20 protein-coding genes and 4 tRNA genes are annotated in these 22706 nt (G+C 67.0%); 15 read left to right on the top strand and 9 right to left on the bottom strand.

All coding sequences use genetic code 11. The annotated features are described in order from the left end of the window. Window positions 1-20 precede the first annotated feature (20 nt). Window positions 21-3911, top strand: a complete 3891-nt coding sequence (locus ACZ5EF_RS10025; protein ID WP_346062299.1) for an AAA family ATPase — start codon at window positions 21-23, stop codon at window positions 3909-3911. An 84-nt stretch (window positions 3912-3995) separates the two neighbouring features. Here ACZ5EF_RS10025 and ACZ5EF_RS10020 read toward each other — a convergent pair whose 3' ends face one another. From ACZ5EF_RS10020 to queC, 4 genes are all read right to left on the bottom strand, one after another. Further along, complete coding sequence (locus ACZ5EF_RS10020) at window positions 3996-4265, bottom strand: YkgJ family cysteine cluster protein (protein ID WP_346062300.1); 270 nt, start codon at window positions 4263-4265, stop codon at window positions 3996-3998. Beyond that, window positions 4262-5107, bottom strand: coding sequence for a 6-carboxytetrahydropterin synthase (locus ACZ5EF_RS10015; protein WP_346062301.1), 846 nt, complete (start codon window positions 5105-5107; stop codon window positions 4262-4264). The genes ACZ5EF_RS10020 and ACZ5EF_RS10015 overlap by 4 nt, the downstream gene beginning before the upstream one ends. A 203-nt stretch (window positions 5108-5310) precedes the next feature. Next, window positions 5311-5955 carry a 7-carboxy-7-deazaguanine synthase gene (queE, locus tag ACZ5EF_RS10010; protein WP_346062302.1) on the bottom strand — a complete coding sequence of 215 codons (645 nt, stop codon included), beginning with the start codon at window positions 5953-5955 and terminating at the stop codon, window positions 5311-5313. After that, window positions 5955-6665 (bottom strand): 7-cyano-7-deazaguanine synthase QueC, encoded by a 711-nt coding sequence (gene queC, locus ACZ5EF_RS10005; protein ID WP_346062303.1) that lies wholly within the window; start codon window positions 6663-6665, stop codon window positions 5955-5957. The genes queE and queC overlap by 1 nt, the downstream gene beginning before the upstream one ends. A gap of 172 nt (window positions 6666-6837) precedes the next feature. Between queC and ACZ5EF_RS10000 the strand changes: the two genes are divergently transcribed. The 3 genes from ACZ5EF_RS10000 to ACZ5EF_RS09990 all read left to right on the top strand — a co-directional run bounded on the left by ACZ5EF_RS10000 (window position 6838) and on the right by ACZ5EF_RS09990 (window position 8275). Further along, the gene (locus tag ACZ5EF_RS10000; RefSeq protein ID WP_346062304.1) at window positions 6838-7248 is read left to right on the top strand and encodes an SRPBCC family protein; all 411 of its coding nucleotides are present in this window, start codon (window positions 6838-6840) and stop codon (window positions 7246-7248) included. A gap of 100 nt (window positions 7249-7348) precedes the next feature. Continuing rightward, window positions 7349-7507 carry a hypothetical protein gene (locus ACZ5EF_RS09995; protein ID WP_346062305.1) on the top strand — a complete coding sequence of 53 codons (159 nt, stop codon included), beginning with the start codon at window positions 7349-7351 and terminating at the stop codon, window positions 7505-7507. 120 nt (window positions 7508-7627) lie between these two features. Continuing rightward, on the top strand, window positions 7628-8275 hold the full coding sequence (locus ACZ5EF_RS09990; protein ID WP_346062306.1) for a TVP38/TMEM64 family protein: 648 nt from the start codon (window positions 7628-7630) through the stop codon (window positions 8273-8275). Window positions 8276-8295: 20 nt separating this feature from the next. On the opposite strand, the gene ACZ5EF_RS09985 is transcribed toward ACZ5EF_RS09990, so the two are convergent. From ACZ5EF_RS09985 to folD, 4 genes are all read right to left on the bottom strand, one after another. Then, entirely contained in the window at window positions 8296-8532 is a 237-nt protein-coding gene (locus ACZ5EF_RS09985) for a DUF2789 domain-containing protein (RefSeq protein WP_346062307.1), read from the bottom strand. Between the two features lie 72 nt (window positions 8533-8604). Next, window positions 8605-9639, bottom strand: coding sequence for an asparaginase (locus ACZ5EF_RS09980; protein ID WP_346062308.1), 1035 nt, complete (start codon window positions 9637-9639; stop codon window positions 8605-8607). Window positions 9640-9780: 141 nt separating this feature from the next. Continuing rightward, window positions 9781-10506, bottom strand: coding sequence for a 5'-methylthioadenosine/S-adenosylhomocysteine nucleosidase (mtnN, locus tag ACZ5EF_RS09975; protein ID WP_346062309.1), 726 nt, complete (start codon window positions 10504-10506; stop codon window positions 9781-9783). Window positions 10507-10549: 43 nt separating this feature from the next. Continuing rightward, window positions 10550-11422: a bifunctional methylenetetrahydrofolate dehydrogenase/methenyltetrahydrofolate cyclohydrolase FolD gene (gene folD, locus ACZ5EF_RS09970; protein ID WP_346062310.1), complete on the bottom strand. Its 873-nt coding sequence runs from the start codon at window positions 11420-11422 to the stop codon at window positions 10550-10552. Between the two features lie 198 nt (window positions 11423-11620). Between folD and ACZ5EF_RS09965 the strand changes: the two genes are divergently transcribed. The 11 genes from ACZ5EF_RS09965 to ACZ5EF_RS09915 all read left to right on the top strand — a co-directional run bounded on the left by ACZ5EF_RS09965 (window position 11621) and on the right by ACZ5EF_RS09915 (window position 21769). Continuing rightward, window positions 11621-11697, top strand: a tRNA-Pro gene (locus ACZ5EF_RS09965). A gap of 60 nt (window positions 11698-11757) precedes the next feature. Then, window positions 11758-11834 (top strand) — tRNA-Arg (locus ACZ5EF_RS09960). A 53-nt stretch (window positions 11835-11887) separates the two neighbouring features. Continuing rightward, window positions 11888-11962 (top strand) — tRNA-His (locus ACZ5EF_RS09955). A 39-nt stretch (window positions 11963-12001) separates the two neighbouring features. Continuing rightward, a tRNA-His gene (locus ACZ5EF_RS09950) sits at window positions 12002-12076 on the top strand. A gap of 215 nt (window positions 12077-12291) precedes the next feature. Further along, window positions 12292-13644: a trigger factor gene (gene tig / locus ACZ5EF_RS09945; RefSeq protein ID WP_346062311.1), complete on the top strand. Its 1353-nt coding sequence runs from the start codon at window positions 12292-12294 to the stop codon at window positions 13642-13644. Between the two features lie 93 nt (window positions 13645-13737). After that, entirely contained in the window at window positions 13738-14358 is a 621-nt protein-coding gene (gene clpP, locus ACZ5EF_RS09940) for an ATP-dependent Clp endopeptidase proteolytic subunit ClpP (RefSeq protein WP_195859456.1), read from the top strand. Window positions 14359-14434: 76 nt separating this feature from the next. Further along, window positions 14435-15715: an ATP-dependent Clp protease ATP-binding subunit ClpX gene (gene clpX / locus ACZ5EF_RS09935; protein WP_346062312.1), complete on the top strand. Its 1281-nt coding sequence runs from the start codon at window positions 14435-14437 to the stop codon at window positions 15713-15715. A gap of 118 nt (window positions 15716-15833) precedes the next feature. Then, on the top strand, window positions 15834-18239 hold the full coding sequence (lon, locus tag ACZ5EF_RS09930; protein ID WP_346062313.1) for an endopeptidase La: 2406 nt from the start codon (window positions 15834-15836) through the stop codon (window positions 18237-18239). Between the two features lie 176 nt (window positions 18240-18415). Continuing rightward, window positions 18416-18688 carry an HU family DNA-binding protein gene (locus tag ACZ5EF_RS09925; protein WP_346062314.1) on the top strand — a complete coding sequence of 91 codons (273 nt, stop codon included), beginning with the start codon at window positions 18416-18418 and terminating at the stop codon, window positions 18686-18688. A 150-nt stretch (window positions 18689-18838) separates the two neighbouring features. After that, complete coding sequence (locus ACZ5EF_RS09920; RefSeq protein WP_346062315.1) at window positions 18839-20656, top strand: SurA N-terminal domain-containing protein; 1818 nt, start codon at window positions 18839-18841, stop codon at window positions 20654-20656. A gap of 81 nt (window positions 20657-20737) precedes the next feature. Next, window positions 20738-21769: a CobW family GTP-binding protein gene (locus ACZ5EF_RS09915; protein ID WP_346062316.1), complete on the top strand. Its 1032-nt coding sequence runs from the start codon at window positions 20738-20740 to the stop codon at window positions 21767-21769. Window positions 21770-21929: 160 nt separating this feature from the next. Here ACZ5EF_RS09915 and ACZ5EF_RS09910 read toward each other — a convergent pair whose 3' ends face one another. Then, window positions 21930-22691: a UDP-2,3-diacylglucosamine diphosphatase gene (locus ACZ5EF_RS09910; protein WP_346062317.1), complete on the bottom strand. Its 762-nt coding sequence runs from the start codon at window positions 22689-22691 to the stop codon at window positions 21930-21932. Window positions 22692-22706: the final 15 nt, after the last annotated feature.

Genomic DNA, 22706 nt, shown 5'->3' with positions numbered 1-22706 from the left:
ATAACGCGGGAACGAAGACGATGCGGGATCCTTCCGTCGATGAGCGACTGACACTGCTCGGCCATTTCTCACTGACCCTGGGTGAAGATAGCCTTACCCAGTTCAGCTATGACAAGGTCAAGGGGCTGTTGGTCTACCTGCTGCTCCACGAGCAGCCGGTCAACCGCTCCACCCTGGCCGAACTGCTATGGCCCGATCAGGGGCTCTCCTCCGGGCGCACCAACCTTCGCCATGCCCTGCATTGCCTGCGCCAGTCGCTGGGCGAGCAGGCCGAGCGGGTGCTGGCGGTGTCCCGCCAGACCATCGCCTTCCAGCTTCCCGAGGGGTGGCGCTTCGATCTGCATGAGCTCCAGGCGCTGCTGCGCGAGCCGCCGGATATCGACACCCTGGAAGCGATCCTGGCCCTCTACCAGGGGGACCTGGTGGAAGAGCTGCAGCTCTCCGCCTGTGCCGAATTCCAGCGTTGGCTGCTGCGGGTGCGCAATGAGTGGCGTCAGCGGGTGATCGCCTTCGCCGAGGCGGTGCTGGAGGCCCATGGCGAGCTACCCGAGTCGCTGCTGCGGGACCTGGTGAGCCGCTTCTGCGGCTATGGCCCCTTCCATGAGCGGCTGGTGCGTCAACTGGCCGAGCAGGGGCAGGCGGCGGCGGCCCACGAGCAGTACAACGCCTACCTGCAGCTGCTGGCGCTCTCCGGCCAGCAGCCGGAGCCCGCCTTCCTGCAACTGGCCCGCTACTGGTCCGATGGCCAGGCGGATATCCAGCGCCTCTCGCCCCAGGGCGCCTTCTCCCGGGCCCTGGCCCTGGACAGCGCGCCGCTGCGCGACGACGAGATCGAGCAGCGTCAGCTCTCGGTGATGGCCATTCGCCTGAGCCTCGAGGAGGACCTCACCGCCCGGGACGCCACCCATGCCAGCCTGGCCCTGCAGATCGAGCTGATGCGCTGGCTGGAGCAGCAGTGCCACCACCTGGGTGGCTTCTGGCTGCCCGGGGCCACCGGCGGCCTGGGCCTGGCCTGCTTCGGCACCCATGGCCCGGCCCACCAGTTGGCCGAGCTGGTGGCCCTCTACGAACACTGTCGCAAGGCGCTGCCCGAGGAGTCCACTCGCCACTGGAAGGGCGAGGGCGGCGTACCGCGCTTCACCCTGGCGGCGGGCCTCAACAGCGGTCGGGTGATCTATCTGCCCGAGCGTCAACTGGCCGATCCCCTGGGCCAGGTCACCCAGACCTCCCTGGCGCTGATGAGCGCCGCCGAAGGAGGGGAGCTGGTGATCTCCCAGGAGGCCAGCCAGCATATGCCGCCGGCCCTGGACCTGCAGCCGCGACTCTCCTCGCGGCTGGTTGCCTGTGACGGCAAGGTGCGGTTGCGCGCCCTGGTCCTGGGGGCCAACGAAGGGGGCCGCGAGGCCCTGCCACCCAGCCTGGTGGGGCGCGAGGCGGCGCTGCGCAAGCTGCGTGACGCCCTGGCCCGGGCCGGCATCGGCCTGCGCCAGAGCGTGCTGGTGCGCGGCGCCTCCGGAATGGGCAAGTCAGCACTGCTGGTGGGCTTCCGCCAACTCGAGCAGAGTCGCGATACCGCCATCTGCTGGCAGCCCACCACCCGCCTCTCGGTGCACTCCCCCTATGGGGTGGCCCGCCAGTTGCTGCGCTGGCACCTGGGCGGAGAGCCCGACGAGGCGCGCCTGGGCCGGCTGCTGGAGAACTATCCGACGCTGGCGGGTTCCCCCGAACGGCGTCAGTTGCTGGAGGAGGCCCTCGGCGTTCGCGAGCCCGAGGAAGTGGCGGTGCTGGCCCAGAGCGGCGAGGCCCTGGAACTGGTGGTACAGCTGCTCCAGGCCCTGGTCGAGACCCTCACCGCCCAGCGCACCCTGGTGCTGATGATCGACGACATTCAATGGCTGGACGAGCCCTCCTTCAAGGTGCTTTCCAGCCTCCAGGCCCGGCTGCCGATCAACTGTCCGTTGCTGCTGGTGGCCAGCCACCATGGCCGCGAGACGCTGCCGGCCCGCCTGCATTGGGATCAGCAGCTCAGCCTCGGGCGCCTGGATGCGCTGCAGTCGTCGCGGCTGCTGTCGCAGCTGGCGCGGCGCTACCGGCTGCACCTCAGCCCGCGGCTGCGCAGCCAGTTGATCGAGCGCTGCGACGGCGTGCCCCTCTACCTGCAGGAGATCTGCCGGCGCCTGGACATGGATCGCCGCGAGGGCCGCAGCGTCCAGCTCGACGACCTGCCCCAGGGCCTGCTGGGGTTGCTGGCCAGCCGCATCGACCAGCTCGATGCCGAACGCGAGGTGGCGCATGTGGCCGCCGTGCTGGGTCGCCAGTTCCGCCTCGATCTGCTCACCGAGTGCAGCGGCTGGTCAGGGGAACGCCTCAAGCGGGCCATCGAGCAGATGATCCGCCTGGAGATCATCGAGGCCTGCCCGACGGGCAGCGAGTACGAGTACCAGTTCAGTCATCAACTGCTCCAGGAGGCCGCCTACCTGTCCTGCCCGCGGGACGTGCGGGTGGCGATCCACGGCCAGGTGGTGACCCTGATCGAGGAACGCTTCCCGATGTGGATCAGTCGCCATCCTGGCGACTTCGCCACCCATCTGCGGCGCAGTGGCCACTATGCCCGGGGCGCCCGCTACTTCGAGCTGGCGGCCCGGGAGGCGCTCAAGGTGAGCGCCAACCGCACCGCCCTGCGCATGGCCGACGCCGGGTTGGCCAGCCTGCGCCATGTGGAGGGACAGCAGGAGCGGGAAGTGAGCCTGCTGACGGTACGCGGCCAGGCTGCCTTCGCCCTGGAAGGGCATGGCTCGCCCACCGCCCACGACAGCTTTGTGCGCGCCCAGGAACTGCTGCCGCCGCGCAGCCACGAGGAGGAGGCGGACGACCTGGAGCAGCGCTTCCTGGTCAAGTGGGGCCTGTGGGTGGGCTGCAGCCAGCGCCATGCCCATGCCGATGCCTTCTCCCTGGCCGCCAAGCTGGCCGACCTGGCCGGCGAGCTGGAGGATCCCCGCTATCGGCGCCTGGCCGACTATGCCCGGGCCCACTGCGAATACTGGGCGGGGCGGATTCGCCAGGCCTATGACCACCTGGAGGAGATCGATCCCCTCAATTCGCCGATGCTGATCGAGTGGCTGCCGTTCTCCGATCATCCCCAGGTGGCGGCGGCCTGCTTCCAGGGCTGGGCGCTCTGCCTGCGCGGCGACTATCGGCGCGCCGAGCAGCAGGCGGAGGCGGCGATCCGTCTCGCCGAAGGCTTCAATCATCCGGGCTCCCTGGCCATGGCGCTGCTCTTCTCGGCGGCCATGTACCGCCAACTGGGGCATGTGCACCTGGCCGGCATGCGCTCCCAGCGTGCCTTCGAGCTCACCGGCACCCCGGACCTGCACCTGTGGCAGATGTCGGCCCAGGGGATGCTGGGCTGGCAGCGGGCCCTGGCCGGCGATCGCGAGGGCCTGGCCCTGCTGGAGGCGGGCATGGAAGAGTTCGACGAGGTGACCGGTCGCGACCGCTACCAGCGCCCGGTGCTGTGGTTCGTGGACGCCTGTGTGGCGCTGGGGGAGCTCTCCCGCGCCGAAGACTACCTGGATCAGTGCCTGCTGATCGCCCAGGAGCGTACTTCCCTCTATGTGCCGGAGCTGGCCATCCAGCTGGCGCGGGTGCGCCACCAGTTGGGGCGCCCGGCCCAGGAGATCCGCCTGCTGGTGGAGCAGGCGCTGCGCCAGGCGGCGGAGCACGAGAACCTGCATCAGCAGCTCAATGCCCTGGAGCTGTGGTTGACCCTGGTGGATCCCGAGGACCGCCAGGCGCGGGAGCAGTTCCGGCGCCTGCTCGGCGACGTCTCGCCCAGCGACGCTCCGGTGCTGGTGCGCTGGCGCATGCTGCTCGATCAGCGCGAGGTGCAGACCGCGCGGCTTGAGCCCTAGGCCATCCCTAGGTCATCGCATCTCTAGCCCCTAAACGACACGGGCCCCGGCAATGCCGGGGCCCGTGTCGTTTAGGGTGGCGTGCTAGGTGATGGCTTCTAACTCACCGATCCGCATCAGCGCCTGGTCGCGGTGTTCGCCGCATAGCTCGACGTCGAAGGCGAAGCGCTCGCATACCGCCGGGCGCCGCGGGTCGCCGAACAGGCGGCAGAGGTTATCGGCGTCGAGCTGCACGCAGCGCACCCCGGCGGGCTTGCCGTGTGGCATGCCGGGAATCGGCGAGCTGATGGAGGGGGCGATACAGCAGGCCCCGCAGCCGGGGCGACAGCCAGCGGTGCTCGGCACCGCTGTCATTGCCGGCCCGCCTCGGCGAAGGCGCCCTTGCCGATGCCCTCGAAGGCCTGTACCCGGATATGCCCCCCCTCGGCGGCGGCGATCCGCTCGGCGAGCCACAGGGCGATGCGTTCTACCGTGGTCTGGCTGGGCAGCACCCGGCAGCGCTCGGCGGGCAGGCGCAGGCGGAACTCCCCCTGAGGCGCGCGGTAGGCGCAGGTGAGGTGGCGCGGGTCGTCATCGGGGTCCGTCACCAGGTCGTCGGTATCCACCAGGTAGGCATCCGCCAGCCGCTCGGCCCAGTCGGCCTCCAGGGCCGGGGCGCGCCGGCCATTGTGCCAGATATGCAGCCGCGAGCGGTGCCCGTGGGCGATGCGCTGGCAGTTGCCGGCGTGCTGGCGCAGGCCATGGCTGTAGGTGTAGGCGGCGCCGTCGATGGCCTCGTCACGCAGGCTAAGGCGGATGGCCGAGACCCGGGGCGGCGGGCGACGCATCAGCTCGCCGGCCAGGTGCTCGGCCAGGGTCTCGCGGCGCACCTCGGCCCAGGGCAGCAGGGTGAAGGCCTGGCGCGGGGCGCGCAGCTCCAGGGGGTAGGGGTGACGGGTGACCAGGCGCAGCCCCTCGCGACACTCCTGGAGCTCCACGCCCGGGGCCCGGGTCGGCACCAGCAGGGTATGATCGGCGCCGGCATCGAGTCGCGACTTGATCCAGGGCTTCACCTCGCCGAAGTCGAACAGCATGCCGTCTTCCCCCAGCTCGCCGTCGAGTTGCACGTCCACCGCCCAGCTGACCCCGATCAGGCCGCGGCGGGGACACCAGAGGGAGGCATCCAGGTGGGTCAGGCTGTCGACGAACAGGCTCATTAATCGATCTCCGCGATGATGCTGAGGGGCTGCAGTGTGTAATCGGAGTCACTGTCGAGTGGATTCATCAATCGATCCCCGCGATGATGCTAAGGGTCTGCAGTGTGTAATCGGCGTCACTGTCGAGTGAGTTCATCAATCGATCCCCGCGATTATGCTGAGGGTCTGCAGTGTGTAATCGGCGTCACTGTCGAGCGGGTTCATCAATCGATCCCCGCGATCTTGTGGGTCTGCAGCGACAAGTGCCACTGGGGGTGACCCAGGCAGTAGTCGACGCAGGCCGTGAGTGTGGTGCCGGATTCGCCCCGGGGGGCGAGGTCCATGGGCTGCAAATAGAAATGGCGGAAGTCCAGGGCGTCGAAGCGCTCCGGCGGCGCCTCCGCCTGGGGGTAGACCAGCTTCAGCTCGTCGCCGCCGGCCACCGCCAGCGTGGCGCTGCCCTTGGGGCTGACGCAGAGCCAGTCGATGCCCGGCGGCGGCACCAGGGTGCCGTTGGTCTCCACCGCCACCTCGAAGCCGAGGCGCTGCATGGCCTGGATCAGTGGTGCATCGAGCTGCAGCAGCGGTTCGCCGCCGGTAAAGACCACGTAGGGGGTGGCCACCCCCTGGGTGTCGGGCCAGAGGGCGCAGAGGTGCGTGGCCAGGGCCTCGGCATCGGCGAAGCGACCGCCGTGCTGGCCATCGGTGCCGATAAAGTCGGTGTCGCAGAAGCGACAGACGCTGGTGTCGCGATCCGTCTCTCGCCCCGACCAGAGGTTGCAGCCGCTGAAACGGCAGAAGACGCTGGCGCGGCCGGCCCGGGCGCCTTCCCCCTGCAGGGAGTAGAAGGCCTCCTTGACGTGGTACATCAGCGGCCTCCGGCCCGGTCCGGGCGCTCGATATCGGCTTCGTAGGCGAGGGGGTCGACCACGCCATTGGCGGCGAAGGCGGCCAGGCGCTCGCGGCAGCTGCCGCAGCGTCCGCAGGCCAGGGCCTCGCCCCGGTAGCAGGTCCAGGTGTCGGCGTAGTCGAGGCCCAGCGCCAGGCCGGTGGCGAGAATCTCGGCCTTGCTGTGGTGCAGGAAGGGCACCGTCAGGCGCAGGGGGGCGAAGTCGCACACCTCGGCGGCGGCCTGCATGCGGCGCACGAACTCGGGCCGGCAGTCCGGATAGAGGTCGTGGTCGCCGCCATGGGCCCCGTAGCGCACCTCGTCGGCACCGATATTGATCGCCTTGGCCAGGGCCAGGGAGAGCAGGATCATGTTGCGGTTGGGCACCACGGTGGTGGCCAGGTTGTCGGCGGCGTAGTCGCCCTCCGGCAGGGCCTGGTCGGCATCGGTGAGCGCCGAGGCATCCACCAGGCCATGGATGGCGCGCAGGTCGACCACCTGGTGGGGCACGTCCAGGGCCTGGCAGACGCGCCGGGCGGTATCGAGTTCGCGATGATGGCGCTGGCCGTAGTCGACGGAGAGGGCATGGACCTCGATGCCCTCGGCCAGGGCCTGATGCAGCACGGTGAAGGAGTCCATGCCGCCGGAATAGATGATCACGGCGCGCCGGCCATGGGGGGAAGTCGTCATAGGGGGTTCCTGTCGGAGAATTTGTCCTGCCCCGCTGGCGGCGGGGGTGTCCGGGATCCGGTCCGGAGGGCGCTAGTGTAGAGAAGGCTTGACCACTTGGCCAGTGGGCTGGCCAAGGCGGTCGAGGGTCGTTACTCTCGAGTCACCCCCTCAGGTGACGCAAGGAAACGTCATGGCCAGCATCGAACACAGCGCCGTCCTGCCGGCTCCCCCGGAGCGGGTCTTCGCCCTGCTGGAGCGGGTCGAGGACTTCGCCGACTACTCCGATCTAATCGATTCCATCGAGGCCCTGGGGGAGGGGCGCTACCGCTGGCATGTGCGTGCCGTGGGCATGGAGTGGGCCTTCCTGGTGAGAATCACCGAGCGCGAGGAGCCCAGTCGGCTGGCCTGGGAGTCCATCGAAGGGGTGCGCAATCAGGGCTGCTATCGGTTGCGGCCGGTGCCCGAGGGCACCGAGGTGACCCTCAGCCTCGACTATGAGATCAAGAACCGCCTGGTGGAGAAGGCGGTCAATCGTGCCGCGCGCCCCCTGGTGGCCAAGGTGAGCCGTCAGATTCTCGAGCGGGTGGAGGCGCGACTGTAAGGGTTGTTCGTCGGCTAAGAAAATGCTGGCGAGGGGCATTTGGGCGGGAGTAGACTCCGCCTTGGCGCCTGTCGCGCCGGTATGCCCTGGGAGGCCGATGATGATCAAGGGACTCATGCTCTGTTTTCTGGTGCTGGCGGTACAGCTCGGTATCCTCGCCTATGTGGATCAGCGGACGGCGACGCCGGAGTTGCGCCATGGCGAATCGACGGCGCGGGAGCTGCGCCGCGATGATGACGAGCCGCCGCTAGCCTCCTGAGGGCTGGGGCGGCGATAGAGGAGGAGCGATGCGCTTCTGGTGGATCCCGGGGGCTGAGCCGCGATGATGACGAGCCGCCGCTAGCCTCCTGAGGCCTGGGGCGGCGATAGAGGAGGAGCGATGCGCTTCTGGTGGATCCCGGGAATGGCGGCGCTGATGCTGCTGATGATGTGGGTCTGGTACTCCCCCGACCTCGGCGCCCTGCAGGCCTGGGCGGAACACACCGCCGGCCGTCCCTCCACCATGTTGGCGGTGATCCTGGTGATGGCGGTGACCCTGATGATCGGGCTGCCCGGCAGTATCGGGCTGTGGCTGATCGCCCCTTTTCATCATCCGCTGGTCGCCGTGCCCATGCTGATCCTGGGTAGTACCGTCGGCGCCCTGGGGGCTTATGGATTGGCGGCGCGCTTCGAGCGACGCCTGCGGCCCGGCAAGCTGACCCGGCGCATGATGCGCCTGATGCAACGTCGCGGTGACCTGCTGACCCAAGGCGCCCTGCGGGTGCTGCCGGGCTTTCCCCATTCGGTGATCAACTACGCGGCGGGACTGGTGCGCCTGCCGCTGGGCCCCTTCCTGGTGGCGGCCATCCTCGGGCTGGGGGCCAAGTGGGCGGTCTATGCCAGTGCCATCCATGGTGCTCTGGAGGCGGTGGATAGCGGGAAGGGGCTGAGCCTCGATGTTGCGCTGCCGCTGGCCCTGCTGACCCTGTTGCTGCTGCTGGGGGCCTGGGTACGCCGCCGTATCGAGGCCCGTAATGGCGTCGACTAGGAGTCCGATGACCTCCTGGCTCAGGGCTTGCGCAAGGAGGCGTCCAGGTGATCGACGACCTCGGCCCAGTCGGCGTCATCCTCCAGGGCGTTGCGCAATAGCTCGGCCTGGGCCGGGCTCCAGAAGCTCGCCTCATGCAGCGGCACGCTCTCCGGCAGGGGCGAATGGCGCTGGATAAAGGCCTCGATGGCGCCGGCATCCGAGGCCAGGCCGAGCTGTTCGAAGAGTTCGCTGAAATGATGGACCGGCTGTTCCATAGGGGGCTCCATGGGGTGGGTTTCCCCTACCATAGACCCTCGGGACGGCCTTTGCCTGGCCCGGCGGTCTGATTAGCGTTCGCCCACCAGGGCATCGCGGAAGCGCTCGCGACGCTGGGTCTCATCGAGGGGCTGGGCCAGCAGATGCACCAGCTTGGTGATCACCGCCTCCGGGGTCATGTCGTCGCCGGAGAGCACGCCGGCCGCCGCCAGGCCTTGACCCGCGGCATAGCTGCCGATGGCGATGGCGCCGGCGGGGCATTGGCTGATGGCCACCAGCAGCTGTCCGCGTCCGCTGGCCTCCGCCAGCACCTCCAGCAGCGCCGGATCCTCCGGCACATTGCCGCCCCCCCAGACCTCCAGCAGGGCCCCCTTGACCCGGGGAGCCTCCAGCCAGGCCGCCACCAGCGAGGCGGGGATCCCCGGCCATAGCACGATACGCACCACCGGGCAGTCCCCCAGGGCCTGGTAGTCGGGGAGTTCGAAGCGCGGGGCGCCACGCTGCAGCTCGTCCAGGCCGCGGTTCGGATAGAGTACCGGCTCGCCCTCCACCAGCTCGCCCAGCAACGGATAGTTGGGGCTGACGAAGGCATCCGCGTCTCGGGTATGCCACTTGCGACTGCGCACCCCGCGCAGCAGCTTGCCGGCGAAGGCGATGGCCACTTCCTGCAGGGCCGGTTGGGCGGCGAAGCGCAGCGCGCCCTCCACGTTGCCCAGGGCATCGCTGCCCGGTGCCTCCAGGGGCTGCATGGCGCCGCTGACCACCACCGGCTTGGCCGCGCCCTGAAGCTGGTAGGCGAGGCTGCTGGCGGTCCAGGCCAGGGTGTCGGTGCCGTGCAGCACCACCAGCCCGGCGGCCTCATCATAGGCTTGGCCCAGGCGCCGCCCCAGGGTCTGCCAGTCGCTGGGGGTGGCGGCGCTGGAGTCGATGGGCTGCGGCGTGGCCTCGAAGGTGAAGTCGGGCAGGCTGGCACGGCGTGCCGGGGGCAGGGTGTCCAGGGCCCGACGCAGGCGCGCCTCGAAGTCACGCCCCGGGGCCAGTCCCTGGGGGCCCGGCTCCATGCCCAGGGTGCCGCCGGTATAGATCACGCGAATCGGAGATGGCATAAGGGACTCCTGTGGGGTGCGGGGAGGCCGCATCATACCTCAACGGAGCCGCGGCTCAAGGCGCCGGGTAAGCGATGTACATGACGAAACACGCCGAGCGCGAGGCTCGGCGTGTCCATGTTCTGGGGCATTGGCCCGCGATCAGGCGTCGGCGGTGGCCTCGGCGGGGGTGGCCAGGCGGCGCACCATGGCCTCCACCAGCTGTGCCGAATGGGTGGCGGCCTGGTCGATAAAGGCCGTGAAGCTGAGGTTGGATTCCTTGCCGGCGATATCCGAGAGGGCGCGGATCACCACGAAGGGGCAGCCATAGAGGTGGCAGGTCTGGGCGATGGCGGCGGCCTCCATCTCGGCGGCCAGCATGGTGGGGAAGCGCTTCCGGGTCTGGCTGACCGCATCGGGACAGGCCATGAAACTGTCGCCGGTGGCGATCAGCCCCTCCACCACGCGCAGCTCGCCCAGCTCCTCGATACACTCCCGGGCCACCCGGACCAGGCGCGGGTCGGGCAGGTAGGCGGCGGGCATGCGCGGCACCTGGCCGGGTTCGTAGCCGAACACCTCGACGTTGACGTCGTGGTGGCGCACCTCGGAGGAGATCACCACGTCGCCGACTTCCAGGTCGGCGCCGAAGCCGCCGGCGGAACCGGTGTTGATGATCGCCTCGGGCTGATAGCTATCCAGCAGCAGGGTGGTGCCCACGGCGGCATTCACCTTGCCGATGCCGGACTGCAGGATCACCACCTCGACGCCGTGCAGCCGGCCGCGATAGAAGGTGCAGCCCACCTGTTGGCGGGTCTCCTGACCTTCCAGGCGGGAGGCGAGGAGGGCGACTTCTTCCGGCATGGCGCCGATGATGCCAATACGTTTCATCTAGGCTCTGCTCTTCGCTGAATCGATGGGGGCGAATTCTACCTCAAGCGTCCTGGCGCTGCATGGCGTCGTGGAGTTCGGCGGCAAACAGGGTGTTCTCCAGCAGCGAGGCCACCGTCATGGGACCCACGCCGCCGGGCACCGGGGTGATATGACTGGCCCGCTCGGCGGCGGGGGCGAACTCCACGTCACCGACCAGGGTGCCATCCTCCTGGCGGTTGATGCCCACGTCGATGACGATGGCGCCCTCCTTGACCCATTCGCCCTTGACCAGACCCGGCTTGCCCACCGCCACCACCAGCAGGTCGGCGCGCCGCACATGGGCCTCCAGGTTCTGGGTGAAGCGATGGCAGGTGGTGGTGGTGCAGCCGGCCAGCATCAGTTCCAGGGCCATGGGGCGGCCGACGATGTTGGAGGCGCCGACGATGGTGGCATCCAGCCCGCGAACCTTGAGGCCGCTCTCCTGAAGCAGGGTCATCACGCCCTTGGGGGTGCAGGGGCGCAGCACCGGCAGGCGCTGGGCCAGGCGTCCCAGGTTATAGGGGTGGAAGCCGTCCACGTCCTTGTGGGGCCGGATGCGTTCGAGGATGGGCCGCGGGTCCAGGTGATCGGGCAGCGGCAGCTGTACCAGGATGCCATCTACCTCTGGGGCGGCATTGAGTCGGTCCACCAGGGCCTCCAGGTCGGCCTGGGTGGTGTCCGCCGGCAGCTCGTGGCGCAGCGAGAGCAGCCCCGCCTCTTCGCAGGCGCGGTGCTTGTTGCGCACATAGACGGCCGAGGCCGGGTCCTCACCCACCAGGATCACGGCGAGGCCGGGGACGCGCTCGCCGGCCTGGCGGCGTGCCTCCACCTGGCGGGCGACTTGCTGGCGAACGTGAGCGGCAATGGCCTTGCCATCGATCAGTTGTGCGGTCATCGACGATTCCCCTGGAAGCTGTGGACACCGCCGGTGGCGGCGACGAAACTGGGCGGTGATTTTCGCATGAGCCGGCCGCGAGTCAAAGCGTCTTGCCAATGTTGATTGCGACAGATGCTTGACCAATAAGGAAAGATCCGTAGAATACGCCTCGCACTGACGAGCTCACGGGATCGTCAAGGCCGTGCGACAAGCCGGCGGGGTGTAGCGCAGTCTGGTAGCGCGCCTGCTTTGGGAGCAGGATGTCGGGGGTTCGAATCCCTCCACCCCGACCATCGCAACTCATTGTTTTTGTTGAAATAAGGGTTGCAGGCAAGAGTGTGAGGCCGTACAATGCGCCCATAGCTCAACCGGATAGAGCAACGGCCTTCTAAGCCGTGGGTTGCAGGTTCGAGTCCTGCTGGGCGCGCCATGCTGTTAGCGGGATTGGCAGCTGGGTCCGGTCGGGCGCGATAGGCGAATATGGTGGATGTAGCTCAGTGGTAGAGCCCCGGATTGTGGCTCCGGTGGTCGTGGGTTCGATCCCCATCATCCACCCCATTTCGTCGTAGGTCTTATTAAGTGGTTGTTTTGGCAGTGGTGGATGTAGCTCAGTGGTAGAGCCCCGGATTGTGGCTCCGGTGGTCGTGGGTTCGATCCCCATCATCCACCCCATTGCCTCAGATTTCTTGCGAAGGCGCCGGCATCCTGCCGGCGCTTTCGTGTTTCCGCCTGCCTGGCGGTTCTGTCATTTTCCCCTTGTGATCCGCGAGCAACGTCCCCATCTTACGGGCATGGCGCTTGCCAGCGCGCAGTGGGCTTCTTAAAATCAGCCCTTTGATCTTCCAACGCATTCGTAACGAACGCCCCCAGTCGGTAGAGGACAATTCATGCAAGTTTCCGTCGAGACGACCTCCAGCATCGAGCGCCGCGTCAAGGTCCAGGTTCCCGCGGCCGAGGTCGACCAGGCCGTGGCGGCCCGTCTTCAGGACACCGCCAAGAACGTGCGCCTCAACGGCTTCCGCCAGGGCAAGGTGCCGATGTCCGTGGTGCGCCAGCGCTTCGGCGGACAGGTGCGCAATGAGGTGGTGGGCGAGGTGATGCGCGAGCGCTATGTGCAGGCCATCACCCAGGAGAGCCTGAACCCGGCCGGTTTCCCGGAAATCGAGCCCACCGTCAACGAGTCCGGCAAGGACCTGGAGTTCGTGGCCACCCTGGAGATCTATCCGGAAATCGAGCTCAAGGGCATCGAGGGGACCGAGGTGGAGCGCCCCCAGGTCGAGATCACCGACGCCGACGTCGAGCAGATGATCGATACCCTGCGCAAGCAGAACGCCGGCTGGGCCGAGGTGGAGCGCGCCGCCGCCGAGGGCGACCAGGTCACCATCGACTTCCAGGGCTTCCTGGGTGATGAGCCTTTCGAGGGCGGCAGTGCCGAGGGTCATCAGCTGGTGCTGGGCTCCAACAGCTTTATCCCCGGCTTCGAGGCGCAGCTCGAGGGCGCCAAGGCCGGCGAGGAGAAGGAGATCAAGGTCACCTTCCCCGAGGACTACCAGGCCGAGCACCTGGCCGGCCAGGAAGCCACCTTCAAGGTCAAGGTGCACGCCGTCAGCGCCCAGGAACTGCCCGAGGTGAATGAGGAATTCATCAAGCAGTTCGGTGTCGAAGAGGGTGGCGTCGAGGCCTTCCAGGCCGAAGTACGCAAGAACATGAGCCGCGAGGCCTCTCAGGCCGTCGAGAATCGCGTCAAGCAACAGGTTCTCGAGGCCCTCAAGCAGGGCAACGAGATCGAGGTGCCCCAGGCCCTGATCCAGCAGGAGACCGACGGCCTCAAGCGCCAGGCCGCCCAGCAGTTCGGCCTGGGCGAAGACTTCGATGTCTCCCAGCTGCCTAACGAGCTGTTCGCCGACCAGGCCAAGAGCCGCGTCCAGGTGGGCCTGCTGCTGGCCGAGGTGGTCAAGGTCAATGAGCTCGACGCCAGCGACGACGAGATCAAGGCCAAGGTCGAGGAACTGGCCGAGCAGTACCAGGATCCGCAGCAGGTAGTCGACTACTACCTGAGCAACGACCAGCTCAAGAATCAGATCAAGTCCTCCCTGCTGGAAGAGAAGGCCATCGAGCTGCTGCTCGGCCAGGCCAAGGTCCAGGACGTGGAGATGTCCTACGAACAGGCCCTGGCCGCCGCCAATCAGCAGGCCGGCGACGAGGCCGAGGCCGACGAGGATGCCGACGCCAAGGCGTAAGGCCGTGGGTCGCTGGCCTTAGGGTCGGCGGCCATTAAGGGATGGGACCCGGCATGGGCCGGGGGCACTTACCGGAAGAAGGACGCCACAGAGATGGGCAACGACTTCGAGATCAAGAATGCCGGCGGCCTGGTGCCGATGGTGGTCGAGCAGAGTGCACGGGGCGAGCGCGCCTACGATATCTACTCGCGTCTGCTCAAGGAGCGCGTGATCTTCCTGGTCGGCCCGGTGGAAGACTACATGGCCAACCTGGTGGTGGCGCAGCTGCTGTTCCTGGAGTCCGAGAATCCCGATAAGGACATCCACCTCTACATCAATTCGCCGGGTGGCTCGGTGACCGCGGGGATGTCGATCTACGACACCATGCAGTTCGTCAAGCCCGATGTTTCGACCGTCTGCATCGGCCAGGCCGCCAGCATGGGCGCCCTGCTGTTGGCCGGCGGCGCCGCCGGCAAGCGTTACTGCCTGCCCAATTCGCGGATGATGATCCACCAGCCGCTGGGTGGCTACCAGGGCCAGGCCTCGGATATCGAGATCCACACCAAGGAGATCCTCAGTATCCGTCACAAGCTCAATCAGATCCTCGCCCACCACACCGGCCAGGACATCGAGACCATCGCCCGGGATACCGATCGTGACAACTTCATGAATGGGGCCCAGGCGGCGGAGTATGGCCTGATCGATGCCGTGCTGGATAAGCGTCCGGACTCCTGATAGCTTGACCCGAGTCGCATCCACGACATGCAATTTCCGGCGGCCCGCGAGCCGCCGTTCATCAAGAGGTACGCGAATGGCCGACGGCAAAGGCAAGGACGAGGGCAGCAAGCTGCTTTATTGCTCGTTCTGCGGCAAGAATCAGAACGAAGTGCGTAAGCTGATCGCGGGCCCATCCGTCTACATCTGCGACGAGTGTGTCGATCTGTGCAACGACATCATTCGTGAAGAGGTTCTCGAGGCCGATGCGGAGAGCGAGGAGGATCGCCTGCCGGTTCCCCGCGAAATCCGTCATACCCTCGATGATTACGTGATCGGCCAGGATCGCGCCAAGATGGTGCTGTCGGTGGCGGTCTATAACCACTACAAGCGCCTGCGCGCCGGGGTGAAGAGCGACGACGTCGAACTCGGCAAGTCCAACATCCTGCTGATCGGCCCCACCGGCAGCGGCAAGACCCTGCTCGCGGAGACCCTGGCGCGGCTGCTCAATGTGCCCTTCACCATCGCCGATGCCACCACCCTCACCGAGGCGGGCTATGTCGGCGAGGACGTGGAGAACATCATCCAGAAGCTGCTGCAGAAGTGCGACTACGATGTGGAGAAGGCCCAGCGCGGCATCGTCTACATCGACGAGATCGACAAGATCTCCCGCAAGTCGGACAACCCCTCCATCACCCGGGACGTCTCCGGGGAAGGGGTGCAGCAGGCCCTGCTCAAGCTGATCGAGGGCACCACCGCCTCGGTACCGCCCCAGGGCGGGCGCAAGCATCCCCAGCAGGAGTTCCTGCAGGTGGATACCGGCAATATCCTGTTTATCGTCGGCGGCGCCTTCGCCGGCCTCGACAAGGTGATCCGCGACCGGGCCGAGAAGGGCGGCATCGGCTTCAATGCCCAGGTCAAGAGCAAGGACGAGAGCAAGGGCGTCGGCGACGTGCTGATGGATGTGGAGCCGGAGGATCTGGTCAAGTTCGGCCTGATCCCCGAGTTCGTCGGTCGCCTGCCGGTGATCGCCACCCTCACCGAGCTCAACGAGGATGCGCTGATCCAGATCCTGACCGAGCCCAAGAACTCCCTGATCAAGCAGTATGCCAAGCTGTTCGAGATGGAGGGCGTGGAGCTGGAGTTCCGCGAGGATGCCCTGCGGGCGGTGGCTGCCAAGGCCATGGCACGCAAGACCGGGGCCCGCGGCCTGCGCTCCATTCTCGAGTCGGTGCTGCTCGACACCATGTACGAGATTCCCTCCCTGGAGGGCGTCACTCAGGTGGTGATCGATGAGTCGGTGATTGCCGGCGAGAGCGAGCCGCTGTTGATCTACTCTCAGCAGGATGAGGGCAAGGTGGCCGGCAAGGACGGCTAGGCGCCTCCCCGTCTCATGGGGCCGCCCCGGCGGCCCTTTTTTGTGTGCCCCGCTTGCAAAGGGGACGGGTCGCCCCCATCACCTGACCAATCCCTTCGAGTTTTGAGGAACGTCTGCGATGCAGCAGAACGCCGAACAGACCCAGAGTCTGCCCCTGTTGCCCCTGCGCGATGTGGTCGTCTACCCGCAGATGGTCATCCCGCTGTTCGTGGGCCGCGAGAAATCGATCCTGGCCCTGGAGGCCGCCATGGCCGCCGACAAGCGGGTGCTGCTGGTGGCCCAGCGCGAGGCCGGCCAGGACGACCCCGATCGCAACGATCTCTTCGCCGTGGGCACCGTGGCCGAGATCATGCAGCTGCTCAAGCTCCCCGACGGTACCGTCAAGGTACTGATCGAGGGCGAGTCCCGGGCCGACGTGGTGAGCCTCGACGAGGTCGAGGGTTACACCCGCGGCGAGGTGCGCCTGCGTGAGAGCGAGCCGTTGAGCCCCCGGGAGCAGGATTCCCTGGTGCGGGTGCTGCTCAACCAGTTCGAGCAGTACGTCAAGCTCTCCAAGAAGGTGCCCAATGAGGTGCTCAACTCCCTGGCCGGCATCGAGGATCCCAGCCGCCTGGTGGATACCATCTGCGCCCACCTGTCGCTGAAGATCGACGACAAGCAGGAGCTGCTGGAGATGGATCGGGTGCGCGATCGCATCGAGCACCTGATGGCGCTGATCGAGGCGGAGATCGATCTGCTGCAGGTAGAGAAGCGCATCCGCTCCCGGGTCAAGGACCAGATGGAGAAGTCCCAGCGGGAGTACTATCTCAACGAGCAGATGAAGGCCATCCAGAAGGAGATGGGCGAGCTCGAGAACGTGCCCAACGAGGCCGAGAAGTACGAGACGGCGATCCAGGAGTCCGGCATGCCCAAGGAGGCCGCCGAGAAGGCGACCCAGGAGCTGGGCAAGCTGAAGATGATGGCGCCCAACTCCGCCGAGGCCACCGTGGTGCGCTCCTACCTGGACTGGCTGATCTCGGTACCCTGGAAGAAGCGCACCCGGGTCAAGCACGACCTGGCGCGTGCCGCCGAGGTGCTGGACGCCGATCACTATGGCCTGGAAGAGGTCAAGGAACGGATCCTCGAGTACCTGGCGGTGCAGAAGCGCGTCAAGAAGCTCAAGGGGCCGGTGCTCTGCCTGGTGGGGCCGCCCGGGGTGGGCAAGACCTCCCTCGGCCAGTCCATCGCCCGGGCCACCAACCGCAAGTATGTGCGCCTGGCCCTGGGGGGGGTGCGCGACGAGTCGGAGATCCGCGGCCATCGCCGTACCTATATCGGTTCCCTGCCGGGCAAGCTGATCCAGCGCATGAGCAAGGCCGGGGTCAAGAACCCGCTCTTCCTCTTCGACGAGGTCGACAAGATCGGCATGGACCACCGTGGCGACCCCGCCTCGGCGCTGCTCGAGGTGCTCGATCCGGAGCAGAATGACAAGTTCAGCGACCACTACCTGGAGCTGGACTATGACCTCTCCGAGGTGATGTTTATCTGCACTGCCAACTCCATGAATATCCCGGGTCCCTTGCTGGACCGCATGGAGATCATTCGTCTGCCCGGCTACACCGAGGACGAGAAGCTGGCGATCGCCAGGCGCTACCTGGTACCCAAGCAGCTCAAGGCCAACGGCTTCAAGGAGGACGAGCTGAGCCTCGGCGATGACGCCATCCTCGAGCTGATTCGCTACTACAGCCGCGAGGCCGGGGTGCGCGAGCTGGAGCGGCAGATCGCCAAGGTGTGCCGCAAGGTGCTGCGCGAGCGTCTCGAGGCCGAGGCCAAGGAGGGGGCCCAGGCGGCCCGGGAACTCAAGGCCGCCGATATCGAACACTACGCCGGGGTGCGTCGCTACAGCTATGGCCTGGCCGATCAGGAGAACCAGGTGGGACGGGTCACCGGCCTGGCTTGGACCTCGGTGGGTGGTGAGCTACTCAATATCGAGTCGGTGGTCACCCCCGGCAAGGGGCGTCTCAACAAGACCGGCTCCCTGGGCGACGTGATGAAGGAGTCGGTGAGCGCCGCCCTGACGGTGGTGCGCTCCCGGGCCCAGGCCCTGGGCATCGACCCGGAGCGCTTCGAGAAGGAGGATCTGCATATCCATGTGCCGGAGGGGGCGACTCCCAAGGATGGTCCCAGCGCCGGCATCGCCATGGTTACCGCCATGGTCTCTGCCTTCAGCGAGCGCCCGGTGCGCTGCGACCTGGCGATGACCGGCGAGGTCAACCTGCGTGGTGAGGTATTGCCCATCGGTGGCCTCAAGGAGAAATTGCTGGCCGCCCGGCGCGGTGGTATAAAGATTGTGCTAATACCAGAGGAAAATCGGCGTGACCTCAAGGAGGTCCCCGATAATATCAAGGAAGCCCTGGACATCAGACCCGTGCGTTGGATCGATGAGGTTCTCGATACGGCGCTGGTGGAAAAGGCCGGTGTTGAAGGCGAGAAAAAACGTCCCGACGATCCGGCATCTTCCCGTTCGGTGGTTAGTACTCATTAATGCGGTTTTTCGTGTCATGGCGAGTAGAAAAGCCCGCCATGACGCGAGATTGCGCTAGAGGTTGCTTGACAGGTCTTTCGTGGCATTGCTATAAAAAGCGCCTTGCTGTGATCGCGTAAGTCGCCTCAAGCCAGCGCAGCCACATGTCAATTTTTGCAATATTCAAGGGGTGAAGTGTGAACAAGTCCGAGCTGATCGAAGCCATTGCCGCGTCTGCCGATATTCCCAAGGCCGCGGCCACCCGCGCACTGGATGCCATGGTTGAGGCCGTCACCGATAGCCTGAAGAAGGGCGATGCCGTTTCCCTGGTGGGTTTCGGTACCTTCACCGTCAAGGAGCGTGCCGCGCGTACCGGCCGCAACCCGCAGACCGGCCAGCCCATCGAGATCAGCGCCGCCAAGGTGCCTAGCTTCAAGGCCGGCAAGGCGCTCAAGGATTCGGTCAACTAAGGGCAGACACGCCTGCGGTCGACTCCGTGAAAGGCGCATCGTCTCGGCGATGCGCCTTTTTGTTGTCTGCCTCTGCCACTGGCCCCGAGGGGCCAGTGGCGGATATCATCCTTCACGCACCTTCTTGCCTTACTCTTTGCCGAGGGCATCATGCTGCAAAGTATTCGCGATCGCTCCAAGAGCTGGGGCGCCAAGATTATTATCGGCGCCATCGTCGTCACCATGGCCCTGTTCGGGGCCGATGCCCTGATCGGGCTCTTCACCGGAGGCGCCAATGACGTCGCCAAGGTCAATGGTGAGCCGATCACCCGCCAGGAGGTGGAGCTGCAGGTGCAGCGGGCCCTGCGCAGTGGCCAGGTGCCGCCCGAGCAGGAGCGCGCCCTGCGTGGCCAGGTGCTCGATGAGCTGATCACCCTGCGCCTGCTGGATCAGTACGCCGCCGACGGGGGCCTGCATCTCTCCGAGGAGCAACTCGATCGCATCCTCCTCACCCTGCCGGAATTCCACGATCAGGATGGTCGCTTCGATCGGGATATCTTCCGTAACCGCCTGGCCAGTGCCGGTTATACGCCGCTCGGCTTCCGCGAACAGCTGCGTAGCGACCTGCGTCGCGAGCAGCTGCAGAATGGCCTGGTGCTCAGCGATTTCACCCTGGAAGGCGAGCGTGAGCGCCTGGCGGCCCTGCAGCGTCAGGTACGCAGCTTCCGCTACCATCTGCTTTCCGGGGATGATCTGGATGCGCCGGTGCGGCTCGAGGAGGCGGAGATTGCCGCCTACTACGAGGCCAACGCCGAGCGCTACCAACGCCCGGAGCAGGTGCGCCTGGAGTACGTGCTACTCGATCGCCAGCGCCTGGCCGGTGAGATGGAGGTCGACGAGGAGCAGTTGCAGGCGGCCTATGAGCGGCGTGGCCAGGACGCCGAGCGTCGGGTGGCGCATATCATGGTGACTTTCAATGAGGAGCGCAGCCGGGAAGAGGCGGAGGCACGCCTCGAAGAGGTGCGAGACCGCCTCGCCGATGGCGACGACTTCGCGGCCTTGGCCGCCCGCTATTCCGATGACACCAGTTCCGCGGAGCAGGGCGGCGATCTCGGCTTTATCAGTCGCGGCTTCTTCGGTGAGGCCTTCGAGGATGCCGCCTTCGCCCTGGCGCCCGGTCAGGTCTCGGGGATCGTCGAGACCGACAATGGCCTGCACCTGGTCACGGTGACCGAACTGGACCTGCCGCCCTTCGAGCAGTTGCGCGACGAATTGCGCGAGGAGGTGGCCTTGGCCGAGGTGGGCGACGAGTTCAATCGCCTGGCCCAGCGCCTGATCGAGGAGAGCTTCGCCGCCGAGGACCTGGATAGCGTCGCGAGTGACCTCGGTCTGCCGCTGCGGGAGAGCGACTGGCTGACCCGGGATCATGGCCAGGGAGTGCTCGGCGAGCCGGGGGTGATGGCCGAGGCCTTCAGCGACGAGGTGCTGGTCGAGGGCTTCAACAGCGAGGTGATCGAACTCGACGAGGAGCGTCGCCTGGTGGTGCGGGTCGCGGAGCATCGCCCGGCCGCCACCCCGGCCCTCGACGAAATGCGCGAGCGGGTCGTCGCCGAGCTGAGTGCCCGGCGCGAGCGCGAGGCCCTGGGGGAGCTGGCCGAGGCGCGCTTGGCGGCCCTGCGTGGCGGCGAGTCCGTCGACTGGGCCTGGACCCGGGTCGAGGAGGCGAGCCGCAATCGCGCCGAGAATGTTGCTCCGGCGATCCTGGCCGAGGCCTTCCGGCTGCCGCGTCCCGATAATGGTCCCCGCTATGGTATCGCCTCCACCGAGCAGGGCGTGGCGGTACTCGCCCTGGACGCGGTGGGTGAGGGGGAGGCCGATGCGCAGCTGGAAGCCCTGGTGGCTCAGATGGCGGAGCGCGTGCGGGCCCAGTCGGCGCTGACCGGCCTGCTGGAGCGCCTGCGCGCCGAGGCCAAGATCGAGCGACTCTAAGCCACGCCAGAAAACGCACGGCCTGCGGCCGTGCGTTTTTTTGGCCGTATAATGTTATTAAATAACGATTTTGGGGGCATCATGCGGATCGTCACGCCGATACCGGTGCACGTGGTCACCGGCTTCCTGGGGAGCGGCAAGAGTACCCTGATCCACGAGCTGCTCGAGCTCAAGCCCGCCGGCGAGCGCTGGGCGGTGGTAGTGAATGAGTTCGGCCAGGTGGGGATCGACCAGGCGATGTTCGAGGCCAGTGACGAGATCATCGTCAAGGGGGTGCCCGGGGGCTGTCTCTGCTGTCAACTGGCCTTCGTGCTCCAGGCCTCCCTGGTCAACCTGCTGCATCGTCATCGTCCCGATCGCCTGCTGATCGAGCCGTCGGGGCTCGGGCACCCCGCCGGCCTGTTGGATCTGCTGCGCGGCGAGGCCTTCGCCGGGGTGCTGGAGGTGAAGGAGGTGATCGCGGTGCTCGATCCGCGGCGCTTGGAGGAGCCCCGGGTCCAGGCCAATGCTACCTTCCACGATCAGTTGGCGTTGGCCGACGGGGTGGCCCTGACCCTGGTGGATCAGGCCAGCGAGGCGCAGCGCCTCGAGGCACGGCGGCATCTGGAGGCGCTCTGGCCCCCCAAGCGCTGGATCTGCGAGGCCCCCTTCGGTCGCCTGCCGGCCGCGCTGCTCTTCGACAGCCTGCCCCGTGACGAGCGCCATGACGAGCGGCCGGCGGCGCATCAGGCATTAGCCCCGCTGGCCGGTCGCCAGGAAGAACCGCAAGAGGCGCGAGAGCCCGAGCCAGGGCGGCCGATCTTCCGGCGCGGTGAGTCCCTGGGGCATGTGAGCCTGGGCTGGCGCTGGCACCCGGCCGAGGTCTTCGACCTGGATCGCCTCAGTCATGGCCTCGGCGAGCTGGCCGGCGACTTGCGGATCAAGGCGGTGCTTCATGCCGAGACGGGCTGGTGGCTCTATAACCGCGCCGAGGGGCGGGTGAGCCTGACGGAGAGTGCCTGGCGAAGGGATTCCCGTCTCGAGATCATCGGCGAGTCGGGGCGTCTGCCCGAGGTGGAGGAGATGGAGAGTCTGCTGGAGGCGTGTCGGCTGTCGGCAGTGCCGGGAAGTTAGGCATTCTGGCGCCGACTCTTCCATTCGGCCGACTGAAGCTTATCGGCGAGGGTGGACGTCTGCCCGAAACGGAAGCGATCACCGCCCTGCGGGAGGCATGTCGCCTGACTAAGAGCGCGGAGGGATGAACGGCCCGCCTTGGGGCGGGCCGTTTTTAGCATCAGGCATCGAGGGGAAAGTCTCTTAGCCTGGGCGGCTGGCCCGCCTCCAGGCGGATCTCCCAGCCCTTGGTGGGCTGCCAGTCGCCCAGCACCAGGCGCCGGGCCGGCTGGCCGTCCAGTTCCATGGGATGCAGCGCCGGGCGATGGGTATGGCCATGGATCAGGGTGGTGACCCCGTGCTCGCGCATCACCCGTACCACCTCGTCCGGGGTCACATCCATGATGTCCTCCGCCTTGTTGGAGTTGGCCTCGCCGGAGCGATCCCGCAACTGCCGGGCCAGGGCCAGGCGCTCGGGGATCGGCATGGCGAGGATCTGTGCCTGCCAGCGGGGATCCCGGGCCTGGGCGCGGAAGGCCATATAGGCCTCGTCCCGGGTGCACAGGCTGTCGCCATGCATCAGGAGGATGCGCTGGCCATCGATCTCCACCACGCTGGGGTCCGGCAGCAGGGTAGCGCCGCAGGCGGCGGCATAGTCGTCGCCGAGCAGGAAGTCGCGGTTGCCGTGCATCAGGTAGAGGGCGGTGCCGCTCTCGGCCAGGCGCCTGAGGGCCTGGGCCACCTCGGCGGCGAGGGCGGCGTGGCCGCTGGGGTCGGCATCGCCGAGGGCCAGCAGGTCGTCGCCGATCCAGGCCTCGAAGAAGTCGCCGAGGATATAGAGGGCCTCGGCCCCCCGGGCGCGCTCCAGGTAGGCGAGGAAGCCCGCGGTGATCCCGGGGGCCTGGGGCTGTAGATGCAGATCGGAAATCAGCAGGGTGCTCATGGCTAATCTCGGGTC

This window comes from Bisbaumannia salifodinae (assembly GCF_055388505.1).
This window is presented reverse-complemented; position numbering and strand designations above follow the sequence as displayed.

What these genes read in the sequence shown, in the direction of transcription:
- ACZ5EF_RS09910 (WP_346062317.1), bottom strand. Translation starts at nt 22,691, where the DNA reads ATGAGCACCCTGCTGATTTCCGATCTGCATCTACAGCCCCAGGCCCCC.
- clpX (WP_346062312.1), top strand. Translation starts at nt 14,435, where the DNA reads ATGGCCGACGGCAAAGGCAAGGACGAGGGCAGCAAGCTGCTTTATTGC.
- lon (WP_346062313.1), top strand. Translation starts at nt 15,834, where the DNA reads ATGCAGCAGAACGCCGAACAGACCCAGAGTCTGCCCCTGTTGCCCCTG.
- folD (WP_346062310.1), bottom strand. Translation starts at nt 11,422, where the DNA reads ATGACCGCACAACTGATCGATGGCAAGGCCATTGCCGCTCACGTTCGC.
- queC (WP_346062303.1), bottom strand. Translation starts at nt 6,665, where the DNA reads ATGACGACTTCCCCCCATGGCCGGCGCGCCGTGATCATCTATTCCGGC.
- mtnN (WP_346062309.1), bottom strand. Translation starts at nt 10,506, where the DNA reads ATGAAACGTATTGGCATCATCGGCGCCATGCCGGAAGAAGTCGCCCTC.
- ACZ5EF_RS10020 (WP_346062300.1), bottom strand. Translation starts at nt 4,265, where the DNA reads ATGACAGCGGTGCCGAGCACCGCTGGCTGTCGCCCCGGCTGCGGGGCC.
- ACZ5EF_RS09985 (WP_346062307.1), bottom strand. Translation starts at nt 8,532, where the DNA reads ATGGAACAGCCGGTCCATCATTTCAGCGAACTCTTCGAACAGCTCGGC.
- ACZ5EF_RS09920 (WP_346062315.1), top strand. Translation starts at nt 18,839, where the DNA reads ATGCTGCAAAGTATTCGCGATCGCTCCAAGAGCTGGGGCGCCAAGATT.
- clpP (WP_195859456.1), top strand. Translation starts at nt 13,738, where the DNA reads ATGGGCAACGACTTCGAGATCAAGAATGCCGGCGGCCTGGTGCCGATG.
- ACZ5EF_RS09995 (WP_346062305.1), top strand. Translation starts at nt 7,349, where the DNA reads ATGATCAAGGGACTCATGCTCTGTTTTCTGGTGCTGGCGGTACAGCTC.
- ACZ5EF_RS09980 (WP_346062308.1), bottom strand. Translation starts at nt 9,639, where the DNA reads ATGCCATCTCCGATTCGCGTGATCTATACCGGCGGCACCCTGGGCATG.
- ACZ5EF_RS09990 (WP_346062306.1), top strand. Translation starts at nt 7,628, where the DNA reads ATGCGCTTCTGGTGGATCCCGGGAATGGCGGCGCTGATGCTGCTGATG.
- ACZ5EF_RS10025 (WP_346062299.1), top strand. Translation starts at nt 21, where the DNA reads ATGCGGGATCCTTCCGTCGATGAGCGACTGACACTGCTCGGCCATTTC.
- ACZ5EF_RS09915 (WP_346062316.1), top strand. Translation starts at nt 20,738, where the DNA reads ATGCGGATCGTCACGCCGATACCGGTGCACGTGGTCACCGGCTTCCTG.
- queE (WP_346062302.1), bottom strand. Translation starts at nt 5,955, where the DNA reads ATGTACCACGTCAAGGAGGCCTTCTACTCCCTGCAGGGGGAAGGCGCC.
- tig (WP_346062311.1), top strand. Translation starts at nt 12,292, where the DNA reads ATGCAAGTTTCCGTCGAGACGACCTCCAGCATCGAGCGCCGCGTCAAG.
- ACZ5EF_RS10015 (WP_346062301.1), bottom strand. Translation starts at nt 5,107, where the DNA reads ATGAGCCTGTTCGTCGACAGCCTGACCCACCTGGATGCCTCCCTCTGG.
- ACZ5EF_RS10000 (WP_346062304.1), top strand. Translation starts at nt 6,838, where the DNA reads ATGGCCAGCATCGAACACAGCGCCGTCCTGCCGGCTCCCCCGGAGCGG.